Origin of the sequence: Variovorax defluvii, assembly GCF_039541515.1 — a bacterium.
Classification (GTDB): Bacteria; Pseudomonadota; Gammaproteobacteria; order Burkholderiales; family Burkholderiaceae_C; genus Variovorax; species Variovorax defluvii.
Window position 1 is genome coordinate 230508 of sequence record NZ_BAABGJ010000076.1, and the last position, 18211, is coordinate 248718.

The 18211-nt window shown below is 68.9% G+C and carries 16 protein-coding genes and 1 other RNA gene; 5 read left to right on the forward strand and 12 right to left on the reverse strand.

Translation table 11 applies throughout. The features are described 5' to 3' along the window. Positions 1-22: 22 nt before the first annotated feature. The 7 genes from ABEA07_RS21435 to ABEA07_RS21465 form a co-directional block, all read right to left on the reverse strand. The gene (locus tag ABEA07_RS21435) at positions 23-757 is read right to left on the reverse strand and encodes a toll/interleukin-1 receptor domain-containing protein (RefSeq protein ID WP_345540381.1); all 735 of its coding nucleotides are present in this window, start codon (positions 755-757) and stop codon (positions 23-25) included. Continuing rightward, positions 754-3741, reverse strand: coding sequence for a tetratricopeptide repeat-containing protein (locus tag ABEA07_RS21440; RefSeq protein ID WP_345540383.1), 2988 nt, complete (start codon positions 3739-3741; stop codon positions 754-756). Before ABEA07_RS21440 ends, ABEA07_RS21435 begins: the two co-directional genes overlap by 4 nt. Positions 3742-3809: 68 nt before the next feature. Next, positions 3810-5243: an NfeD family protein gene (locus ABEA07_RS21445; protein ID WP_345540384.1), complete on the reverse strand. Its 1434-nt coding sequence runs from the start codon at positions 5241-5243 to the stop codon at positions 3810-3812. A 275-nt stretch (positions 5244-5518) separates the two neighbouring features. Beyond that, entirely contained in the window at positions 5519-6784 is a 1266-nt protein-coding gene (locus tag ABEA07_RS21450; RefSeq protein WP_345540385.1) for a dihydrolipoamide acetyltransferase family protein, read from the reverse strand. Continuing rightward, positions 6785-7798 carry an alpha-ketoacid dehydrogenase subunit beta gene (locus ABEA07_RS21455; RefSeq protein WP_345540386.1) on the reverse strand — a complete coding sequence of 338 codons (1014 nt, stop codon included), beginning with the start codon at positions 7796-7798 and terminating at the stop codon, positions 6785-6787. A gap of 5 nt (positions 7799-7803) precedes the next feature. Beyond that, the gene (locus ABEA07_RS21460; RefSeq protein ID WP_345540387.1) at positions 7804-9054 is read right to left on the reverse strand and encodes a 3-methyl-2-oxobutanoate dehydrogenase (2-methylpropanoyl-transferring) subunit alpha; all 1251 of its coding nucleotides are present in this window, start codon (positions 9052-9054) and stop codon (positions 7804-7806) included. A 133-nt stretch (positions 9055-9187) separates the two neighbouring features. Further along, positions 9188-10177: a Bug family tripartite tricarboxylate transporter substrate binding protein gene (locus ABEA07_RS21465; RefSeq protein WP_345540389.1), complete on the reverse strand. Its 990-nt coding sequence runs from the start codon at positions 10175-10177 to the stop codon at positions 9188-9190. A 162-nt stretch (positions 10178-10339) separates the two neighbouring features. Here ABEA07_RS21465 and ABEA07_RS21470 point away from each other — a divergent pair, with 162 nt between their 5' ends. Then, positions 10340-12001: an MBL fold metallo-hydrolase gene (locus tag ABEA07_RS21470; protein WP_345540390.1), complete on the forward strand. Its 1662-nt coding sequence runs from the start codon at positions 10340-10342 to the stop codon at positions 11999-12001. Next, positions 11998-12720, forward strand: a complete 723-nt coding sequence (locus ABEA07_RS21475; RefSeq protein ID WP_345540391.1) for an RNA pseudouridine synthase — start codon at positions 11998-12000, stop codon at positions 12718-12720. Before ABEA07_RS21470 ends, ABEA07_RS21475 begins: the two co-directional genes overlap by 4 nt. A gap of 76 nt (positions 12721-12796) precedes the next feature. Here the strand turns inward: ABEA07_RS21475 and rnpB are convergent. The 3 genes from rnpB to ABEA07_RS21490 all read right to left on the reverse strand — a co-directional run bounded on the left by rnpB (position 12797) and on the right by ABEA07_RS21490 (position 13850). After that, positions 12797-13123, reverse strand: an RNA gene (rnpB, locus tag ABEA07_RS21480) — RNase P RNA component class A. 63 nt (positions 13124-13186) lie between these two features. After that, entirely contained in the window at positions 13187-13609 is a 423-nt protein-coding gene (locus ABEA07_RS21485; RefSeq protein ID WP_345540393.1) for a type II toxin-antitoxin system VapC family toxin, read from the reverse strand. Continuing rightward, a complete protein-coding gene (locus ABEA07_RS21490) occupies positions 13584-13850 on the reverse strand; it encodes a ribbon-helix-helix protein, CopG family (RefSeq protein ID WP_345540395.1) in 267 nt (88 codons plus the stop codon). Before ABEA07_RS21490 ends, ABEA07_RS21485 begins: the two co-directional genes overlap by 26 nt. Positions 13851-13930: 80 nt before the next feature. On the opposite strand from ABEA07_RS21490, the gene ABEA07_RS21495 reads away from it, so the two are divergent. From ABEA07_RS21495 to ABEA07_RS21505, 3 genes are read left to right on the forward strand one after another with little or no spacing between them, the layout of a single operon-like run. Then, positions 13931-15592, forward strand: a complete 1662-nt coding sequence (locus ABEA07_RS21495) for an NAD(P)/FAD-dependent oxidoreductase (RefSeq protein ID WP_345540396.1) — start codon at positions 13931-13933, stop codon at positions 15590-15592. Between the two features lie 21 nt (positions 15593-15613). Continuing rightward, positions 15614-15865: a type II toxin-antitoxin system ParD family antitoxin gene (locus ABEA07_RS21500; RefSeq protein WP_345540397.1), complete on the forward strand. Its 252-nt coding sequence runs from the start codon at positions 15614-15616 to the stop codon at positions 15863-15865. Beyond that, entirely contained in the window at positions 15862-16194 is a 333-nt protein-coding gene (locus ABEA07_RS21505) for a type II toxin-antitoxin system RelE/ParE family toxin (RefSeq protein ID WP_345540398.1), read from the forward strand. Before ABEA07_RS21500 ends, ABEA07_RS21505 begins: the two co-directional genes overlap by 4 nt. Before the next feature lie 71 nt (positions 16195-16265). On the opposite strand, the gene htpX is transcribed toward ABEA07_RS21505, so the two are convergent. Further along, the gene (gene htpX / locus ABEA07_RS21510; protein ID WP_345540400.1) at positions 16266-17144 is read right to left on the reverse strand and encodes a protease HtpX; all 879 of its coding nucleotides are present in this window, start codon (positions 17142-17144) and stop codon (positions 16266-16268) included. A 188-nt stretch (positions 17145-17332) separates the two neighbouring features. Then, positions 17333-18112, reverse strand: a complete 780-nt coding sequence (locus tag ABEA07_RS21515) for an IclR family transcriptional regulator domain-containing protein (protein WP_345540401.1) — start codon at positions 18110-18112, stop codon at positions 17333-17335. Between the last annotated feature and the right edge of the window lie 99 nt (positions 18113-18211).

Genomic DNA, 18211 nt, shown 5'->3' on the forward strand with positions numbered 1-18211 from the left:
GCCGGCCTCGAAGAACGCCCGTTCAATTCAATCGCGCATGCTTCATCAGCTTGCCGGTGATGTCTGCCAACGCCCTTTTCCGCTTCGGTTCATCGAGTTCAGTCAAGGCGACCTTGGGATCGTCCTGCAGGGATTGGTAGGCCGTGATCTCGGTATGCGTATCGAACACCGTGCTGGGGCTGACGTGCAGCCAGTAGATCTTCTTGCCCGCCTGCTGGGCGACGTCGAGAAGCTTGGGCAGTTCGACGTCCGCCACGAACTGCGAGGCCAGAAAGTTCTGTGTCACCAGAAGAAGCCCTGCCTCCGATCTGTCCAGCACCTCCTTGATCTGCTTTTCCCACGGCACGCCCGGGACGAGCTGGCTGTCGTCCCAGAAATTGATCAGGCCTTTCTTTTCGATCGCCGAGAGGAACAGGCGCAGCTCGGCGAGAAACTCCTTGTCGGCGTGGGCGTAGCTGATGAACATGGGCTGCCGCGCATTCATGGTCGGCGCGAAGTAATGGAAGATGTAGATGACCTTGGCGGCATCATCCACCTCGAAGGTGACCTGAATCGAAGGTTCCGGATGCTGGTAGATGCGTGACCTGCCGTCCTGAGAGGCAGGAATGAGCCGGTCCGGGTATTTCTCCGGGTCCTGGCAGAGCTCGGCCTCGATCTGGTCGACCGCCAGTCGCAAGGCCGGCGGCAATGCCAGCCTCTGCTTGCGCGCCGCCTCCGCCGTCTTGAGGGCGTAGTCCGGAAATGCGGGCTGGTTCATGACGGCGCCTGCTCTTCCTGCCCGGCGCGGACCAGGTGATGGATGCGAACCCGCTGCCGCTCCCAGTCCACGTCGTAGGCGATGTTCCACCCCGTCCCACCCACGGGAAGCAGCTGGAGACCGGCACCGCGACGATCGGATGCCGGGACACCGTCGCTCAGTTCGAAGATGGCGCGCGTGACCTTGAGCTCGGTCTCGGGGTCCAGGGTCCGTTTCGCCGAGTACATGAAGCCTTCGCTCTGCTGGACGGCAAAGCCGGTCCGCCGGCCCGCCGCGGCGTTCTCCAGGGACTGGCTGCGCTCCCGTTCGGCACGCTCGCGTTCACGTGCAGCCGCGACATCCGCAAAGCCGAACAGGACCGGGAGCCGCCCCTGTCGCAGGAACAGCGGATCGAAGACGTGCAGATGCAGGCGCGCGACGACGAAGCCGAAGAAGGCCATGCCGATGCCCAGGGCGATGTCGCGCAGCGTCTTTCGGTAATCCAGCAGTCTGGCGATGGCGCCAAGTCCGAAGATGCCCAGCAGGAAGGTGCCGGCCGCCAAGATAGCCGCGCCGACCGTGATGGGCGGCGGCGTGAACTGCAGGGCGAAGAGTTGCCTCCAGTTGAACAGGACGGCGCCCAGGATGGCGACCCCGATCAAGCCGACCAACACCTGGAGATAGGAATTGATGAACCACACCTTGAAGGCAATCCGGCTGCCGATGCCCAGCTGCCGTTCCAGCCACAGCGCCAGCGGCGACAACACGCTCGGCTGTTCCAGCAGCGGCGAGATGGCGAGAAAGTCCCAGTCATGGGAAAGCGCCTTCTCGGTCGGAAAGCCGAGCAAGGGCTCCTTGAGCGATGTCTCCGTGACCCGGTAGCCGCTGGCCATCAACGCAAAGGCTTCCGTGTCGGTGAAGGAGTCCAGGTCCGTGCGGAGGGCCGCCAGGCGGCGCTGGATGCCCTTCTGGATTCCGTAGCTCGTCAAGGCGCGAAGCGGCGCGGGTTCCGAAGGGTCCTGGCAACCGATCCAGTCGACCGAGCGGGTTTCCAGATCCCTCTTCAAGTGCACGAACATCAGGCCCTTGAGCGTGCCGGCCCGGTGCCGGCTCATCAGGTCTTCATACTGGCTGGTCCTGATGCGGGATTGCAGGATGCTGTTGGCGCGCAGCGGCACGCCCAGGAGGCTGTTGCTGGGCGCATCCTCGTGGTCCATCTGGCCGCTCGCGTCGCTGACGAGCAGCACGGAGCAGCCCTGTTCCAGCAACGCGCTGGTCCCCTGGTTGTCGTGCACGCCGCCGTCCACCAGGCGTACGACCGGGCGCACTTTCCGATCCGACTCCGGCGTGAGCCGCTCGTACAGTTTCGCCAGAGGCAAGGGCTCGAAGATGCCCGGGACGCAGGCGGAGGCGGCCACCGCGTACCCGAGGCGCATCCGTTGATGCGGCGGCGGTGCCTGGTCGTAGTACATGCGCCGCAAACGGTAGTTGGCGTCGATCTCCGTGTCGATGCCGCCGGGCGGCTCCCCCATCCAGCTTGCCGTGAACTGCCAGTTGTGGCCGGTGTTCAAGGTGGTCGCGTTGAGTACCAGGATCGGCACCTTGGCGGCGCGCCGCCAGTTGTGGTCCTTGGGCCTGAAGTCGGCGGACTCGCCGGCCGGGATGATCTTGAGCTCGTTGATGAAGCGCGCCTTGTGGCCTTCGCCGTCGCGCACCCGGGAGAAAATTTCCTTTTCGTACAACTCCCCCGCACGTCGCGTCCGGGTGTAGTCGGGCTGGAAGATCAGTCTCAGGTTCGTGGTCCACTCCGCGGCGACGCGCACGCGGATGTTGCGCTGCACGCCGGCGAGGAAGTCCCGCTGCACCCTGTCGACGATGTCGATGAAGTCGTCGCGGGTGATGTCGGCGTCGTGCTTGGTGCGGAGAAGATGGCGCACCTCCAGGTAGTAGTGCGCCCCGACGATCGATCCCCCGGACACGCAGGAGAGGTACTCGACGTGGCGCAGCAGGTCCAGTTCCGCCAGCCGGGCGAGGACGCCGATGTGGTAGAGCGCCGCCCGGAAGCCTCCGCCCGAAAGCGCCAGGCCGATCTTTCCACGCACCACGGAGTCGAGCGCGGCGTCGGCATCGCTGACGCTGCTCAGGGCCTTGAGAAAGTCCCGCAGGACCTCGCGCGCCCGGGGGTCCGGCGCCTCGCCCGTCGAGGTTGCCTGGCGCGACATCAGATTGAAGAGGGCGGCCAGCTGCCGCGCCGTGCTCTCCTGCTCCCAGTCGGGCACGCTCGGGATCGAGGCGGCGCGCCGGAGCCAGGTGCGGGCCTCGTCGAACTTCCTCAAGCCGAAGAATGCCTCGCCCAGTGTGACCGGGAACCACCACGTGCTGCGCAGCCATTCCAGTCCGGGCTTCTCCCAAAGGGCCGGAAGGGTTGCCGCGATCTGCTCCCGGATGTCGATCGCCTGTCGCCGGCGCAGGTCCGGGTTGCCTTCGCGCAGGCTGCGACGCGGGCCGTCCGGGGATTCGAGGTCCGCGAGAAGGTCCAGGACGAATGCCGCATTGACGGCGGTGTACCCGAAGTCCTTTTCGACCCCCTCGGCGAAGCCGCGCCGGTAGAACGCCGCGGAGGTTTCCAGGTCGCGCTCGTTGCTCTGGAACTCCCACTTGCGCTTGTAGATGGCGCCGGCCAGGCCCAGCGTCTCCGGGTCCTTGGTCGTCTCCAGGTCCTCCACGCTGCGCAGGATGTCGAGTGCCCGCTCGAACTTCAGGTCGCCGGGAAGGTCGGCGTCCTTGTACGTGACGAGGGCCAGCTTCTGCGCCACGACGAGGCGCAGCCTGGGATCGGTCGTGACCTCGCGCTGAAGGCGCAATCGCTCCAGGAGATGCCGCGCGTGCGAGAAGCGCCGTTCGCGCTTGAGCTGATCGACCAGCTTGATCAGCTCGTCAGGCGTTCCGTACTGGCCCGCCAGGGCGGCCCTGGCTCGCTCCTCCACGCTGATGGTGGTCGTCATGGTTTTTCTCCTCCGCGTGCGGCGGAACGGCCGTCGCTGTCCATGATTTCCGATCGCCGCCCATGCGGTCAAGCCCGCGTCGCCTCCTGTCCTTCCGGCGCCACCTGCAGGGTCACGCCCTGCACCCCGCTGACCCGCACGCGCCGGCCGGGATACAGGTCCCCGGTGCCGGTCACGGGCCAGTAGTCGCCCTCGATATGCGCCACGCCTTCGCCGTCGGCGAATTCGACCAGCTCGCCGCTGGTCCCCACCAGCGTCGTGACGCCGCCGCTGGCGGCCGGCTGCTTGGACGTCCGCGCCGCCATGCCGGCCACCACGATGATGAAGAGGGCCGAGACCGCGCTGCTCAGCGCGACCACCCAGATCGGGACGCCGAAGCCCGGCGCGTCGTTGTCGATCAGCAGCACCGCGCCGAAGGCGAAGGCCGCGATGCCACCCAGCCCCAGCGCGCCGAAGGTGGGCAGGAAGGCTTCCGCGACGAGGAAGGCCACGCCGACCAGGATCAGCCCCAGCCCCGCGTAGTTGACCGGCAGCATCTGCAGCCCGAACAGCGCCACCGTCAGGCAGACCGCGCCCACCACTCCGGGCAGCACGAAGCCGGGGCTGGACAGCTCGAACAGCAGGCCGTAGATGCCGATCATCAGCAGGATCAGCGCCAGGCTGGGCTCGGTGATCACCGACAGCAGGCGGCTGCGCCAGTCGGCTTCGATGACCAGCACCTGCGCGCGCTGCGTGGCCAGGCGCACGGTGCCGCGCTCCATTGCCACGTCGCGCCCATTGACCTGCATCAGCAGGTCGGCCACGTCCTGCGCGACGTAATTGACCACCTGCTTCGTCCGGGCCTCCTGCGCCGACAGGCTCGCCGAGCCGCGCAGCGCCTGCGCCGCCCAGTCGGCGTTGCGGCCGCGCAGCTCGGCGAGCTCGCGGATGGTGGCCGAGGCATCGGACAGGCGCTTCGCGGCCGGGGTGTCGCTCGCCGCGCCGCCCTGGGTCTCGGCCGGGCCGCCCTCGGGCTTCGGTTCCGGCCGCGCTGCTTCGGGCGTGCCTTTCACCGGCGGCTTCGCCGCACCGAGGTGGGACTGCGGGGTCATCGCGGCGACGTGGCCGGCATGGAGGACGGAGACGCCGGTGCCGGCCGTGCGCGCGGCCCCGGGCGCCACGAAGGTCGCGACCGGCACCGGCGAGGCGAGGATGTCCTGGACGATGCGGCGCACGGAAACGTCCAGGCCCCCGGGCGTGTCGAGCTGGAGCACCACGAGCCGGGCCTCCTTCTTCGCGGCACGCACGAGGCCGCGGTGCACATAGTCGGCGGCGGCGGGGCCGATGGCGCCATCGACCTCCATCAGGACGACCAGGTGCCGCGCCGGGGCGGTGGGGGACGGGGACGCCGCGGGGGACGTGCCCTGGGCGCCGGCTGCGGCATGCGCCGCCGGGCCGCTCCCAAGGCGGATACCGGAGCCCCAGGCGGAGGTACTCCAGAGAGCCAGGAGGATCAGTGCCATCAACCATGCCATGGCGGGCCGCATGCGGCGGATTCTAGGAGTCGGCGATCGGGAAGTCATGCGATCGCAACCCCTATGTACAACCGTGGCCAGGGCCTGTCATCCATCGGTCCTAGTTGACTGAAACATTGAAATGAATGGTGAGGGCCGCCCGAGACGGGATGCGATGCAAGGCGCAAAGCGCAGCGATACCGGTCGGTATCGCGAGCATTTGCAACGCCGCAGCGCGCTCGTATCGGGTGGACTGCACCAGTCGATTTCAGTGTTTCAGTGGACTAGTCCACGAACAGCAGGGCCGGCGACTCGAGCGAGGCCCGCACCGCCTGGATGAACCCGGCCGCATACTGCCCGTCGATCACCCGGTGGTCGAAGGAGGACGAGAGGTTCATCATGCTGCGGGGCAGCATCGCGCCGCCCAGCATCACCGGCCGCTGGACGATGCGGTTGACGCCCACGATCGCCACCTCCGGCAGGTTGATGATGGGGGTGGAGGCGATGCCGCCGAGCGCGCCCAGGCTGGTCACCGTGATGGTCGAGCCGCTGAGCTCGGCGCGCGTGGCCTGGCCCGCGCGGGCTGCGGCGGCCAGGCGCGCGATGTCTGCCGCGCTGGCCCAGAGGTCCAGGGCCTCGGCATGGCGCAGCACCGGCACCATCAGGCCGGCATCGGTCTGCGTCGCGATGCCCACGTGCACCGCGCCATGGCGGGTGAGCACGCCGGCCTCGTCGTCGAAGCGCGCGTTGATCTGCGGGAAGCGGGCCACGGCCAGCACCAGGGCGCGCACCAGCAGCGGCAGCAGCGTCAGGCGCGGCCTGCCGTCCTCGCGCGCGTTGAGCTGCGCGCGCAGGCGCTCGAGCTCGGTCACGTCCACCTCCTCGACGTAGCTGAAATGCGGGATGCGGCGCGCCGAGTCCTGCATGCGCTGCGCGATACGGCGGCGCACGCCGGTGATGGGGATGGCCTCCTCGTCGTTGCGCTCGATGCCGCGCGGGGCCACCGGTGCGGGCTGCGGTCCGCGCGCGGCGCCGGGGTGGTGCGCCAGCCAGGCGTCGAGGTCGGCCTGCACGATGCGTCCGGCGGTGCCGCTGGGCTGCAGCTGCCGCAGATCGATGCCGAACTCCCAGGCGCGGCGGCGCACGGCGGGCGAGGCGATGGGGCGGTCGCCGGCAGGCTTCGGCGCAGGCGCATGGCGCGCAGGTGCCCCGGCGGGTGCAGGTGCAGGTACGGATGCGCGCGCGGGCGCGGGCGCGGGCGCGGGTGCAGGCACGGCCACCGGCGCATCCACGCTCGCCTGCCCGGCGCCCGCCACCTCGAGGCGGATCAGCTCCGCGCCGACCGGGATCTGCTGGCCCACCTCGCCGCCCAGCGCCAACACCCTGCCCGCCACCGGCGACGGGATCTCCACCGTCGCCTTGTCCGTCATCACCTCGGCCAGCGGCTGGTCTTCCGTCACCGCATCGCCGGGCTGCACCCGCCAGGCCACCAGCTCCACCTCGGCAATGCCTTCGCCGATGTCCGGCACCTTGATCGCATGCACGCCCATTCAGTCCTCCATCACGCGGCGGAAGGCGGCGCCGACGCGTGCCGGGCCTGGAAAGTAGGCCCACTCCTGGGCATGCGGGTACGGCGTGTCCCAGCCGGCCACGCGCTCGATCGGGGCCTCCAGGTGGTAGAAGCAGTGCTCCTGCACCAGCGCCACCAGTTCCGCGCCGAAGCCGCTGGTGCGGGTCGCCTCGTGCACGATCACGCAGCGGCCGGTCTTCTGGACCGACGCGACGAGGGTGGGCAGGTCCAGCGGCCACAGGCTGCGCAGGTCGATGATCTCGGCGTCGATGCCGGTCTCGCGAGCCGCCGCCTCGCACACGTAGACCATGGTGCCGTAGGCGATGGCCGTCAGCGCCTTGCCCGGGCGGAACACCGTGGCCGATTCCAGCGGCACGGTGTAGTAGCCCTCCGGCACCTCGCCCAGCGGGTGCGCGGACCAGGGCACCAGAGGCCGGTCGTGGTGGCCGTCGAAAGGCCCGTTGTAGAGCCGCTTGGGCTCCAGGAAGATCACCGGGTCGTCGTTCTCGATGGAGGCGATCAGCAGGCCCTTGGCGTCGCGGGGGTTCGAGGGCATCACCGTGCGCAGTCCGCAGACGTGGGTGAACAGCACCTCGGGGCTCTGGCTGTGGGTCTGCCCGCCGTAGATGCCGCCGCCGCAGGGCATGCGGATGGTGATCGGCGCCGTGAAGTCGCCCGCCGAGCGGTAGCGCAGCCGCGCGGCCTCCGACACGATCTGGTCGTAGGCCGGATAGAAGTAGTCGGCGAACTGCACCTCGACCACCGGCCGCAGGCCATAGGCACCCATGCCGATGGCCGAGCCCACGATGCCGCCCTCGGAGATCGGCGCGTCGAACACGCGCGATCGGCCGTACTTGGCCTGCAGGCCCTCGGTGCAGCGGAACACGCCGCCGAAGTAGCCCACGTCCTGGCCATAGACGACGACGTTGTCGTCGCGCTCCAGCATCAGGTCCATGGCCGAGCGCAGCGCCTGGATCATGGTCATCTGGGCCATGCGGATCAGCCTTTCTGGAACTGCTCGAGCTCGCGGCGCTGCGCCTGCAGGTGCGGCGGCATGTGCTGGTACACATCCTCGAACATGGCCGCGGCACCGTGCAGGTGGCCGTCTGCCAGCGAGCCGTAGCGCTCGGCCTCCTTCAGCGCCGCGCTCACCTCGGCCTCCAGCCGGGCCTGGGTCTTCTCGTGTTCCTCGTCGGACCAGGACCCGATGCCGCGCAGATGCCGCGCCAGCCGCTCGATCGGATCGCCCAGCGGGAAGCGCTTCCAGTCGTCGGCCGGGCGGTAGCGGGAGGGGTCGTCCGAGGTGGAGTGCGCACCGGCCCGGTAGGTCACCCATTCGATCAGCGAAGGCCCCAGGTTGCTGCGCGCCCGCTCCGCGGCCCAGCGCGAGGCGGCCAGCACGGCCAGGAAGTCGTTGCCGTCCACTCGCAGCGAGGCGATGCCGCAGCCCACGCCGCGCGCCGCGAAGGTGGTGGCCTCGCCGCCGGCGATCGCCTGGAAGGTGGAGATCGCCCACTGGTTGTTGACCACGTTGAGGATCACCGGCGCGCGGTACACGTGCGCGAAGGTCAGCGCGGTGTGGAAGTCCGATTCGGCCGTGGCGCCGTCGCCGATCCAGGCCGAGGCGATGCGGGTGTCGCCCTTGATCGCCGAGGCCATGCCCCAGCCCACCGCCTGGATGAACTGCGTGGCCAGGTTGCCCGATACCGAGAAGAAGCCGGCGCGCTTCATCGAATAGCACACCGGCAGCTGCCGGCCCTTGAGCGGGTCCCGCTCGTTGGACAGCAGCTCGCAGATCATGTCCACCATCGACACGTCGTCGCGCGCCAGCAGCAGCCCCTGCTGCCGATAGGTCGGAAAGCACATGTCGCCGGGCGCCAGCGCCAATGCGTGGCCGGTGGCGATGGCCTCCTCGCCCAGGCACTGCATGTAGAAGGAAATCTTCTTCTGCCGCTGCGCGATGAGCATGCGCGCGTCGAAGGTGCGCGTCTTCATCATGGCGACCAGGCCGCGGCGCAGCACGTCCGCGCCAGCCTCGGGCACCCAGGGACCGACGGCGCGGCCTTCCTCGTCCAGCACGCGCACCAGGGTGTAGGCCAGGTCGCCGGTGTCGGCCGGCGAGGCCTGCACCGGCGGACGCCGCACCTCGCCGGCCGGCGAGAGGTGCAGGTAGGAGAAATCGGTCTCGTGCCCCGGGCGCCCGGTGGGCTCAGGCACATGCAGACGAAGAGGGGGGGTGCCCTGGCTCATCGCTTGTCTCCGCGCTCGTTGGTGTTGCTCGCCATCGCAGCGGATTTTGAGCACGGGTGCCGGGCGCGCGGACTGCGCGAAGTCTCCATTGACACCCGGCAACGGAGAGCGCCGAATGCCGGGTTGGGCTTCTTCAGTCGATGCTGATGTTGGCCGCCTTCGCCACCTCGGCCCATTTCACGCGGTTGGCATGCACGGTGTTCTTGAACTGCGCCGCGGTCTCGATGCGCACCGTATTGCCCTGCGCCTCGAACTTCTCGCGGATCTCCGGCTGCTCCAGCACCGCGCGGATGGCGGCGTTGAGCTTGTCGACGATGCGCGCATCGGTGCCCTTGGGCGCGAACACGCCGAACCAGATCGAGCTGTCGAAGCCCTGGGTGCCCGGAAGGCCGCTGGAGGCGATGGTCGGCACCTCCTTCACCGCCGCCACCGGCCCGGCGGTGGTCACGCCCAGCAGCCGCACCTTGCCGGCCTTGTAGTGCGGCAGCACGGTCTGCACCTGGTTCATGATGCAGCAGGTCTCGCCGCGCACCACCGACGTGATGGCCTCCGGGCCGCCCTTGTAGGGCACGTGCACCATGTTCAGCCCCAGCCGCGAATTGAACTCGGCGAAAGCCATGTGGGTGCCGGCGCCGTTGCCGGTGGAGGCGTAGTTGTACCTGCCCGGGTTGGCCTTCACCAGGTCGACGAACTCCTTCAGCGTCCTGGCGTTGATCACGTCGGGGTTGACGGTCAGGACATTCGAGACGTCGAGCACCGGCGCCACCGGGACGAAGTCGGCCTCCACGTCGAAGGACAGCTTCTTGTAGAGCGCCGCGTTGCTGCCATGCGTGGCGGCGGTGCCGAAGGCCAGGGTGTAGCCGTCCGGCCTGGCGCGGGCCACGTACTCGCTGGCGATGTTGCCGGCGGCCCCGGACTTATAGTCGATCACCACCGGCTGCCCGAGCTTCTGCGTGAGCGGCTCCTGGATGGTGCGGGCCACCACGTCCACGCCGGAGCCGGCCGGGAACCCCATGATCAGCGTGATGGGCTGCTGCGGCCAGTCGCCCTGCGCGCAGGCGAGCGGTGCGGCCAGGGCCAGGGCGGCGGCGAGGAGCGGGCGGCGGGAGAGGAAGGCGGGCATGGCGGTCCTTGCAGTCAGGGGATCAAAGCAGGCGGGCATGGTGGCGCCCGGCTCACGTGAGTATCTTCGCCTTCGGCTGCCCTGTTCGCCTTTGGAGAGGCAGTGCGGCTCATGCGCATCCGAGCGGATGCAGCCCCCGCCCCGGCTCTGATAATGCGGGCCATGGTACGCCCCACACAACAACTCCACCCCGCCCGCGAGCCCGCCCCCGTGCTGGCCGCCGCGACCGTGCTGCTGCTGCGCGACACCCCCGAGGGCCTCGAGGTCCTGATGACGCGGCGCTCGCCCACCGCGAGCTTCGCACCCGGCGCCTACGTTTTCCCCGGCGGGCGCATCGAGGCCTCGGATGCCGCGGCCCGGTCGGTCGCGACGCGCCGGCCGGGGCAGAGCGACCAGCAGCTCACGCAGTCGGTCGCGGCGGTGCGCGAATGCTTCGAGGAGCTGGGCGTGCTGCTCGCGCGCCAGGCCAATGGCAGCCCGATCGCCGCCGACGTACTGGGCACCATGGACCGCAGCAGCAGCTCGGCCATCGCGCTGGCCGATCAGTGCACGGCCCGCGGCCTGCTGCTGGCGACCGACCAGGTCTACACCCTCGCCCACTGGATCACCGACCGCGACCTGCCCAAGCGCTTCGACGTGCCCTTCCTCGTCGCCCGCATGCCCGAGGGACAGGAGCCTTCCGCCGACGAATCCGAACAGTTCGAGCCCTGCTGGGTGCGGCCGGCCGATGCGCTGGCGCGGCACAAGGCGGGCAACTTCTTCATGATCTTTCCCACGCTTCGCACGCTGGAGCGTCTGGCCGCCTACGCCACCGTCGACGCGGTGCTCGATGCCTGTGCGCACCGCCCCGGCGGCGAGGGACCGCTGTGGACCAGCTGCCCGCGCGCCGGCCTGTTGCGCGGCAAGGAGGCGCGCTACATGGAGCACGAGATGCCCTACGGCGAGCTGGCACTGGTCTGCCCCGACGGCCAGATCGTGCACGAGCTGGGCTGGCAGAGCGAAGAAGCGGTGGCGCTGTTGAAAAACGTCCGGCGCCTCACGGCCGGCAATCCCGGCGCAATGACCGGCCCCGGCACCAACAGCTACATCGTGGGCGACGCGGCCACCGGCTACGTCGTGATCGATCCCGGCCCCGACGATCCCGCCCACCTCGAGCGCCTGCACCGGGCGACCGGCGGCGACATCCGCCACATCGTGTGCACCCATTCGCACCCCGACCATTCGCCCGGCGCGGCGCCACTGCAGGCCCTGTGCGAACCGAAGCCGCCCATCCTCGGACTGGCCTCGTTGCCGACCGCGCGGCACAGTGCCTATTTCGTACCCGGGCGTGCACTCCAGGACGGCGAGCGCCTGCAGCTCACGGACGGCCAGGGCACCACGCACACCCTGCGCGCGATCCACACGCCCGGCCACGCGGCCAACCACCTGTGCCTGGTGCTGGAGGAGGACGGCCTGCTCTTTTCCGGCGACCACGTGCTCAACGGCAGCACCACGGTGGTCGACCCGCCCGACGGCAACATGCATGCGTACCTGGACTCGCTCGACAAGCTCGACGCCGCCTGCGCCGAAGGCGACATCCGCTTCATCCTGCCCGCGCACGGCCATGTGCTGGGCGAAGCGCGTGCCGCCATCGCGCACCTCAAGGCGCACCGGCTCAGGCGCGAAGCCAAAATTGCCGCCGCGATGCGGCAGCTGCCTCAGGGCGCGCCCGAGGACTGGCTGCCGATCGCCTACGACGACGTGCCCGAGCGCATGTGGCCCGTGGCCGCGCGCTCGCTCGCCGCCCATGTGGAACGTATCCGCCAACTCGACGAGGCACGATGAACGAGACCGATCATGACGGCGGCGAGAGCGGCATCCGCCTGTCCAAGCGTGTGGCCGCGGAGGCCGCCTGCTCGCGGCGCGAGGCCGAGTTGCTGATCGAGAACGGCGCAGTACGCGTCGACGGCGAGCCGGTGCTGCTGCCGCAGGCGCGCGTACGGGCCGACCAGCGGATCGAGATCGAAGCCGGCGCGCGGCCGGTGCCGGTGGGCCCGGTCACGCTGCTGCTGCACAAGCCGGCCGGCCTCGCGATCGAACAGGCGCGCCGCCTGCTCGGACCGGCGAAATACCACGCGCCCGAACGCGCCGGCCTGCGCTTCCTGCCGCGGCACGTGGCGGGGCAGCGCTTCATGACGCCCATCGAGGAAGAGGCCAGCGGCCTGCTGGTCTATACGCAGGAATGGCGCGTCGAACGCCGCCTGACGGAGGATGCCGCGCTGCTCGAACACGAGCTGATGGTGGACGTGGGCGGCCCCGTCGGCCCCGATCAACTGGCGCGGCTGAACGAGGGGCCGGCGCACGTCAGCATCAGCCAGCAGGCCGAGGGCCACACCGGGCTGCGCTTCGCGCTCAAGGGACCGCAGCCGGGCGATGTGCCTCAGCAGTGCCACGCCGCGGGCCTGCAGGTGCTGGCGATGCGGCGACTGCGCATCGGGCGCGTGGGGCTGTCGGGGCTGCTGGAGGGCCAGTGGCGCTACCTGCTGCCGCACGAACGCTTCTGATCACATGGAAGAAGCGAGCGAATGGCGGCGCAGAAGCGGCGAAAAGCGGGCGCCGCATTCGCGCACGACGAATAAAGAGTGAAGCGCGCCTGTAAGCCGGATTCTGTGCACCGGGGTCGCCCCCGGCGTGACCGCCATTACTCTGGGCCGCCCGTCACCGGAACGGCTCGATGCCACCTACCCGCCAGCTCAGCGGACCGCCTCGACGCTGGCCTACTTGGTGTTGCTGCGCGCAGAGATTGCCCGTTTCACCCGGCCGGGTTGCCCCGGCCGACTCGTCTCTGTTGCTCTGATCCTCACCTCACGGTGGAGAGCCGTTAGCTCCTGCGCTGTCCTGTGCAGTCCGGACTTTCCTCCAGTGCGCCCTTTCGGGACATGCACCAGCGGCGGTCCGGCGCGCTTCACGGGGGGATTATCTCCGCCGCGCGACGAAAGTCGCCGTGCCGTCGGCATTTGTCCCCGCAGCCTAGTCTTTCAGCCAGAGCCGCTTGAGGCGCTTGCCCAATGGGCTGCGATACCGATCGAAATCCTTGCGGTCGACCGTCAGCACGTTGTAGACACCTGTGCGGTCAGCGGCAAACACAAGCGCCACGTCCGCCAGGTCAGCGCCGCCGTCTGCATAACGCTCCGTGAAATCGGCGATCTCGGTCAGATCCGCTGGATCGCTGGTCAGGACCGTGAGCCGCCCGGCGGCGGCCCAGCGAAGCAGGTTGAGCCAGCCTGTGTTGTCGAGCAGATGGCCTGCCTCGGTGAGCACCTCCCAGACCGTATAGAGCCGCCGACCTGCCAGCTCCCGCAGCATGCCGACAGCCCCGGCATGGTGCGAGTCGGCGTCGTTGAAGAGGGCAACCAGGAAACCCGTGTCAACGAGCGTATCCGTGCTTTTCACGCAGCCGCTCCAGGATTGCCCGCTTGCCGGGATTCGCAACACTCTCCGGCTTGCGCAATCCACCGCCCTTGCCGATGTAGAGCGCGTCGATTTCCGCCGCCGCCCTCTCTGCCGGCAACACCTTGCCTGCATAGGCCGCAATACTGCGGCGGATGAACTCGGACTTGCTGATGTGGAGTGCAGCGGCGGCTCGCTCGAGCAGCGTTTCGTCTTCGGCAGGCAATCGGATGGACAAGGTCATGGCTACGCTCGTAATACAGAAGTGTATTACAATCGTTGGCCCATCAGAAGCCCCTGCCCGATCGCCACGGGCCGCCCGCCATGATCCGAGTCTCCGAACTCAAGCTTCCCCTCGACCATTCGCCCGAGGCGCTGCCGGCGCTGACCGCCTCCACGCTGGGCGTCGCCCCTGGCGAGATCGCTTCCCACCACGTCTACAAGCGCAGCTTCGATGCGCGCAAGGCCGAGCTGCTGACGGTCTACATCGTCGACGTCGCGCTCGCGGATGCGCAGCAGGAAGCCGCGGTGCTCGCGCGCCATGCCGGCCGGCCGCACGTGCAGCCTGCGCCCGACATGACCTACCGCCCGCCCGTGCACGCCGGCGAGGGCGCGCCCCGCCCCGTGGTCGTGGGCTTCGGGCCCTGCGGCATCTTCTGCGCATTGCTGCTCGCGCAGATGGGCTTCCGCCCCATCGTGCTGGAACGCGGCAAGACCGTGCGCCAGCGCACCAAGGACACCTGGGGCCTGTGGCGCAAGAGCGTGCTCGACCCCGAGTCGAACGTGCAGTTCGGCGAAGGCGGCGCCGGCACCTTCTCCGACGGCAAGCTCTACAGCCAGATCAAGGACCCGCGCTTCCTCGGCCGCAAGGTGATGGAGGAGTTCGTCAAGGCCGGCGCGCCGCCGGAGATCCTCTACGTCGCGCATCCGCACATCGGCACCTTCAAGCTGGTGAAGGTGGTCGAAAACATCCGCGAGCAGATCGTCGCGCTGGGTGGCGAGATCCGCTTCGAGCAGCGCGTGACCGACGTGCTGGTGGAAAACGGCCATCTGCGCGGCCTCACGGTGCTTGACCAGCGCACGGGCCAGCGCCACGAACTGCGCGCCGACCACGTGGTCATGGCCCTGGGCCACAGCGCGCGCGACACCTTCGAGATGCTGCACGAACGCGGGGTGGAGATCGAGGCCAAGCCCTTCTCGATCGGCTTTCGCGTCGAGCATCCGCAGGGACTGATCGATCGCGCGCGCTGGGGCAGGCATGCCGGCCACCCGCTGCTGGGCGCCGCCGACTACAAGCTGGTGCACCACGCGAGCAACGGGCGCTCGGTCTACAGCTTCTGCATGTGCCCCGGCGGCACGGTGGTCGCTGCGACCAGCGAGCCGAACCGCGTCGTGACCAACGGCATGAGCCAGTACTCGCGCAACGAGCGCAATGCGAACGCGGGCATCGTGGTCGGCATCGATCCGAGCGACTACCCGGGCTGGGAGAACGGCGCCACCGGTTCGCCGCTGGCCGGCACGGTGCTGCAGCGCGCCCTCGAATCGCGCGCCTTCGAGCTCGGGGGCGGCGACTACCGCGCGCCGGGCCAGCTGGTGGGCGACTTCATCGCCGGCCGCCCCTCGACCGCGCTGGGCAGCGTCGAGCCCTCGTACAAGCCGGGCGTCACGCCCACCGACCTGCATGCCGCGTTGCCCGCCTACGCCATCGAGGCGATGCGCGAGGCCTTCCCGGCCTTCGGCCGCAAGATCAAGGGCTTCGACCTGCACGACGCGGTGCTGACCGGCGTCGAGACGCGGACCTCCTCGCCGATCCGCATCGCGCGCGGCGACAACCTGCAAAGCCCCAGCGTGCCGGGCCTCTATCCGGCCGGCGAGGGAGCAGGTTATGCGGGCGGCATCCTGTCGGCGGGGGTGGACGGGATCAGGGTTGCGGAGGCGGTGGCGCGGCACCTGTCGCTCACCGGCGATGGTCTTGACAACTATTGATAGCGGCACCAGGATCCCCTCATGAGTGCCAATACCATGAGCTTTGCGCTTCCCGAAGCCCTGCGCCGCTACGTTGACCAGCGGGTGCGCTCTGGCGCCTACGGCAATACGAGCGAATATCTTCGGGAACTGATCCGCAAGGATCAGGAGGAGCAAGCCAAGAAGCAGTTGCGCGAACTGATCAAGGAGGGGCTCGGATCAGGCAGGGGGCGCCAGGTGACTCCGAAAGTCGCTGCCGAGTTAAGAGAAAAGGCGCTGGGGCGCGCACGTTGAAGCCAGCGAAGCTGAGGCCGCTCGCGCAACAGGATCTCATCGAAACCGCCCAGTACCACGCGCAAGCAGGCGGGCGAGCGCTTGCCGAGCGCTTTTTCGACGCTGCACTCGCGGCGCTGAAGGCCCTTCAGCGCATGCCGGCGATGGGATCGCCGCGGATTGGAAAACTGTGTGACATACCGCGACTTCGTGCATGGCGCGTCACGGGCTTCCCTGTGCAGTGGTTTTACTTCGACGTCCACGACCATCTGGACGTCGTTCGCCTGGTCGGGGAACGTCAAGACATCGCCGCCCTACCTGGCGGCGCGTTCGACGAGTCCGTGAGTTGAACGTATCGCCTTGAAAGAACTCCCGCCGTTCAACCGCGCGGAAGGACTTTGCGCATCCCGAATGGGCCCGATCAGGCCTGCGAACTGTTCTGCAGCGCAGCAATGCGCTCCTCGATCGGCGGGTGCGTCGCGAACAGCTTGCCGATGCTGCCCGTGATGCCCATGGCTTCGACCGCCTTCGGCAGCTCGCCGGCCGGCAGGCCGCCCAGGCGGGCCAGCGCATTCACCATCGGCTGCTTGCGGCCCATCAGCTGCGCGGCGCCGGCGTCGGCGCGGAATTCGCGCTGGCGCGAGAACCAGGCCACCACGATCGCGGCAGCGAAGCCGAGCAAGATGTCCAGGATCACGGTGGTGATCATGTAGCCGATGCCGGGGCCGGAATTGTTGTCGCTGCCGCGGCGCAGGAAGCTGTCGACCGCGTAGCCGATCACCCGCGAGAGAAACACGACGAAGGTGTTCATCACGCCCTGGATGAGCGTCATCGTCACCATGTCGCCGTTGGCGACGTGCGCCACTTCGTGGCCGATCACCGCCTCGACCTCCTCGCGCGTCATGTTGGCCAGCAGACCGGTGGACACGGCGACCAGCGACGAGTTCTTGAAGGCGCCGGTCGCGAAGGCGTTGGGCTCGCCCTCGAAGATGCCGACCTCGGGCATGCCGATGCCGGCCTTGTCGGCGAACTTGCGCACCGTCTGCACGATCCAGGCCTCGTCGGGCGACTGCGGCTCGTTGATGATGCGCACGCCGGCCGTCCACTTGGCCATGGGCTTGCTGATCAGGAGCGAGATGATCGCGCCGCCGAAGCCCATCACCAATGCGAAGCCCAGCAGCGCCGACAGGTTCAGGCCGTTGGCCGTGAGGTAGCGGTTGACGCCGAGCAGGCTGGCGACGATGCCCAGCACCGCGACCACGAGTACGTTGGTCAGGACGAACAGAATGATGCGTTTCAAGCTGATTTCTCCGTGGGTTCGGACGAATGCGCCCGCCTTGGCGGGCCATCTGGGGGCCTCGACAGTCATTTCAAGCCGGGCCCTGCCCGGGCGGCGGGCGTGGTTGTGGGTTCTGGCGCCCCTGGCGGCGGCCGGCTCGGCGCGATCATAGGAGCAAAAAATCGCTCTCCCGGGACACGCCACTACGTTCACTCGGGATAAAGCCGGCCCCCCAGCGTGGCGCCGGCCTTGCGCAGCGCAGGCAGGAAGGCATCGCGAAACTCGATGAAGCTCATGCGCTCCGCGCGTACCGCAATGCTCATGGCGGCGACCATCGCGCCGCTGCGGTCGTGCACCGGCACGGCCATGGAGCGCACGCCCAGCTCCAGTTCGCCATCGTTGCTGGCAAAGCCTTCTTCGCGGCAGCGCGCGATCCGTGCCAGCACCGGCCTGGCCTCGTACACGGTGCGGGCGGTGAGGGCATGGCGGGCCATGGCGCGCACCCGGCGCTCGGCCTCCGCCGGCGGCAGGCTGGCGAGCAGCACCCGCCCCAGCGCCGAGCAATAGGCCGGCAGGCGCGAGCCGATGCCCAGGCCCACGCTGAGGCTTCGCCGCGCAGTGGAGCGGGCGATGATGATCGCGTCGTCGCCGAGCAGTTTGCCCAGCGAGGCCGATTCGCGCGTGCGCTCCGACAGCGCATCCAGCAGCGGCTGCGCCAGCGAAGGCGTGGCTCGCGAGGCCAGGTAGGCATGCGCGACCAGCAGCGCCTTGGGCAGCATCCAGTAGCGCTTGCCGTCGCTGTCCAGGTAGCCGAGCGCATGCAGCGTCAGCAGCGAGCGCCGAGCGGAGGCCGGCGACGAGGCGGTGAGCCGCGCCACCTCCGACACCGTGAGGCGGCTGTGCTGGCGGCCGAAGCAGGTCAGCACCTCCAGGCCCTTCTGCAGGGACGCGACGAAATTTCTGTCGTGGACAGCCTCTTCTCCAGGCACGTCTGCTTCCTTTTTGCGCATTGCGCAAATCTAGCTTGTTCGCCGGGGGCTCGCACCGGACACTGTCCCTACCCCTCGATGACCGTCTTCCACGGAGAC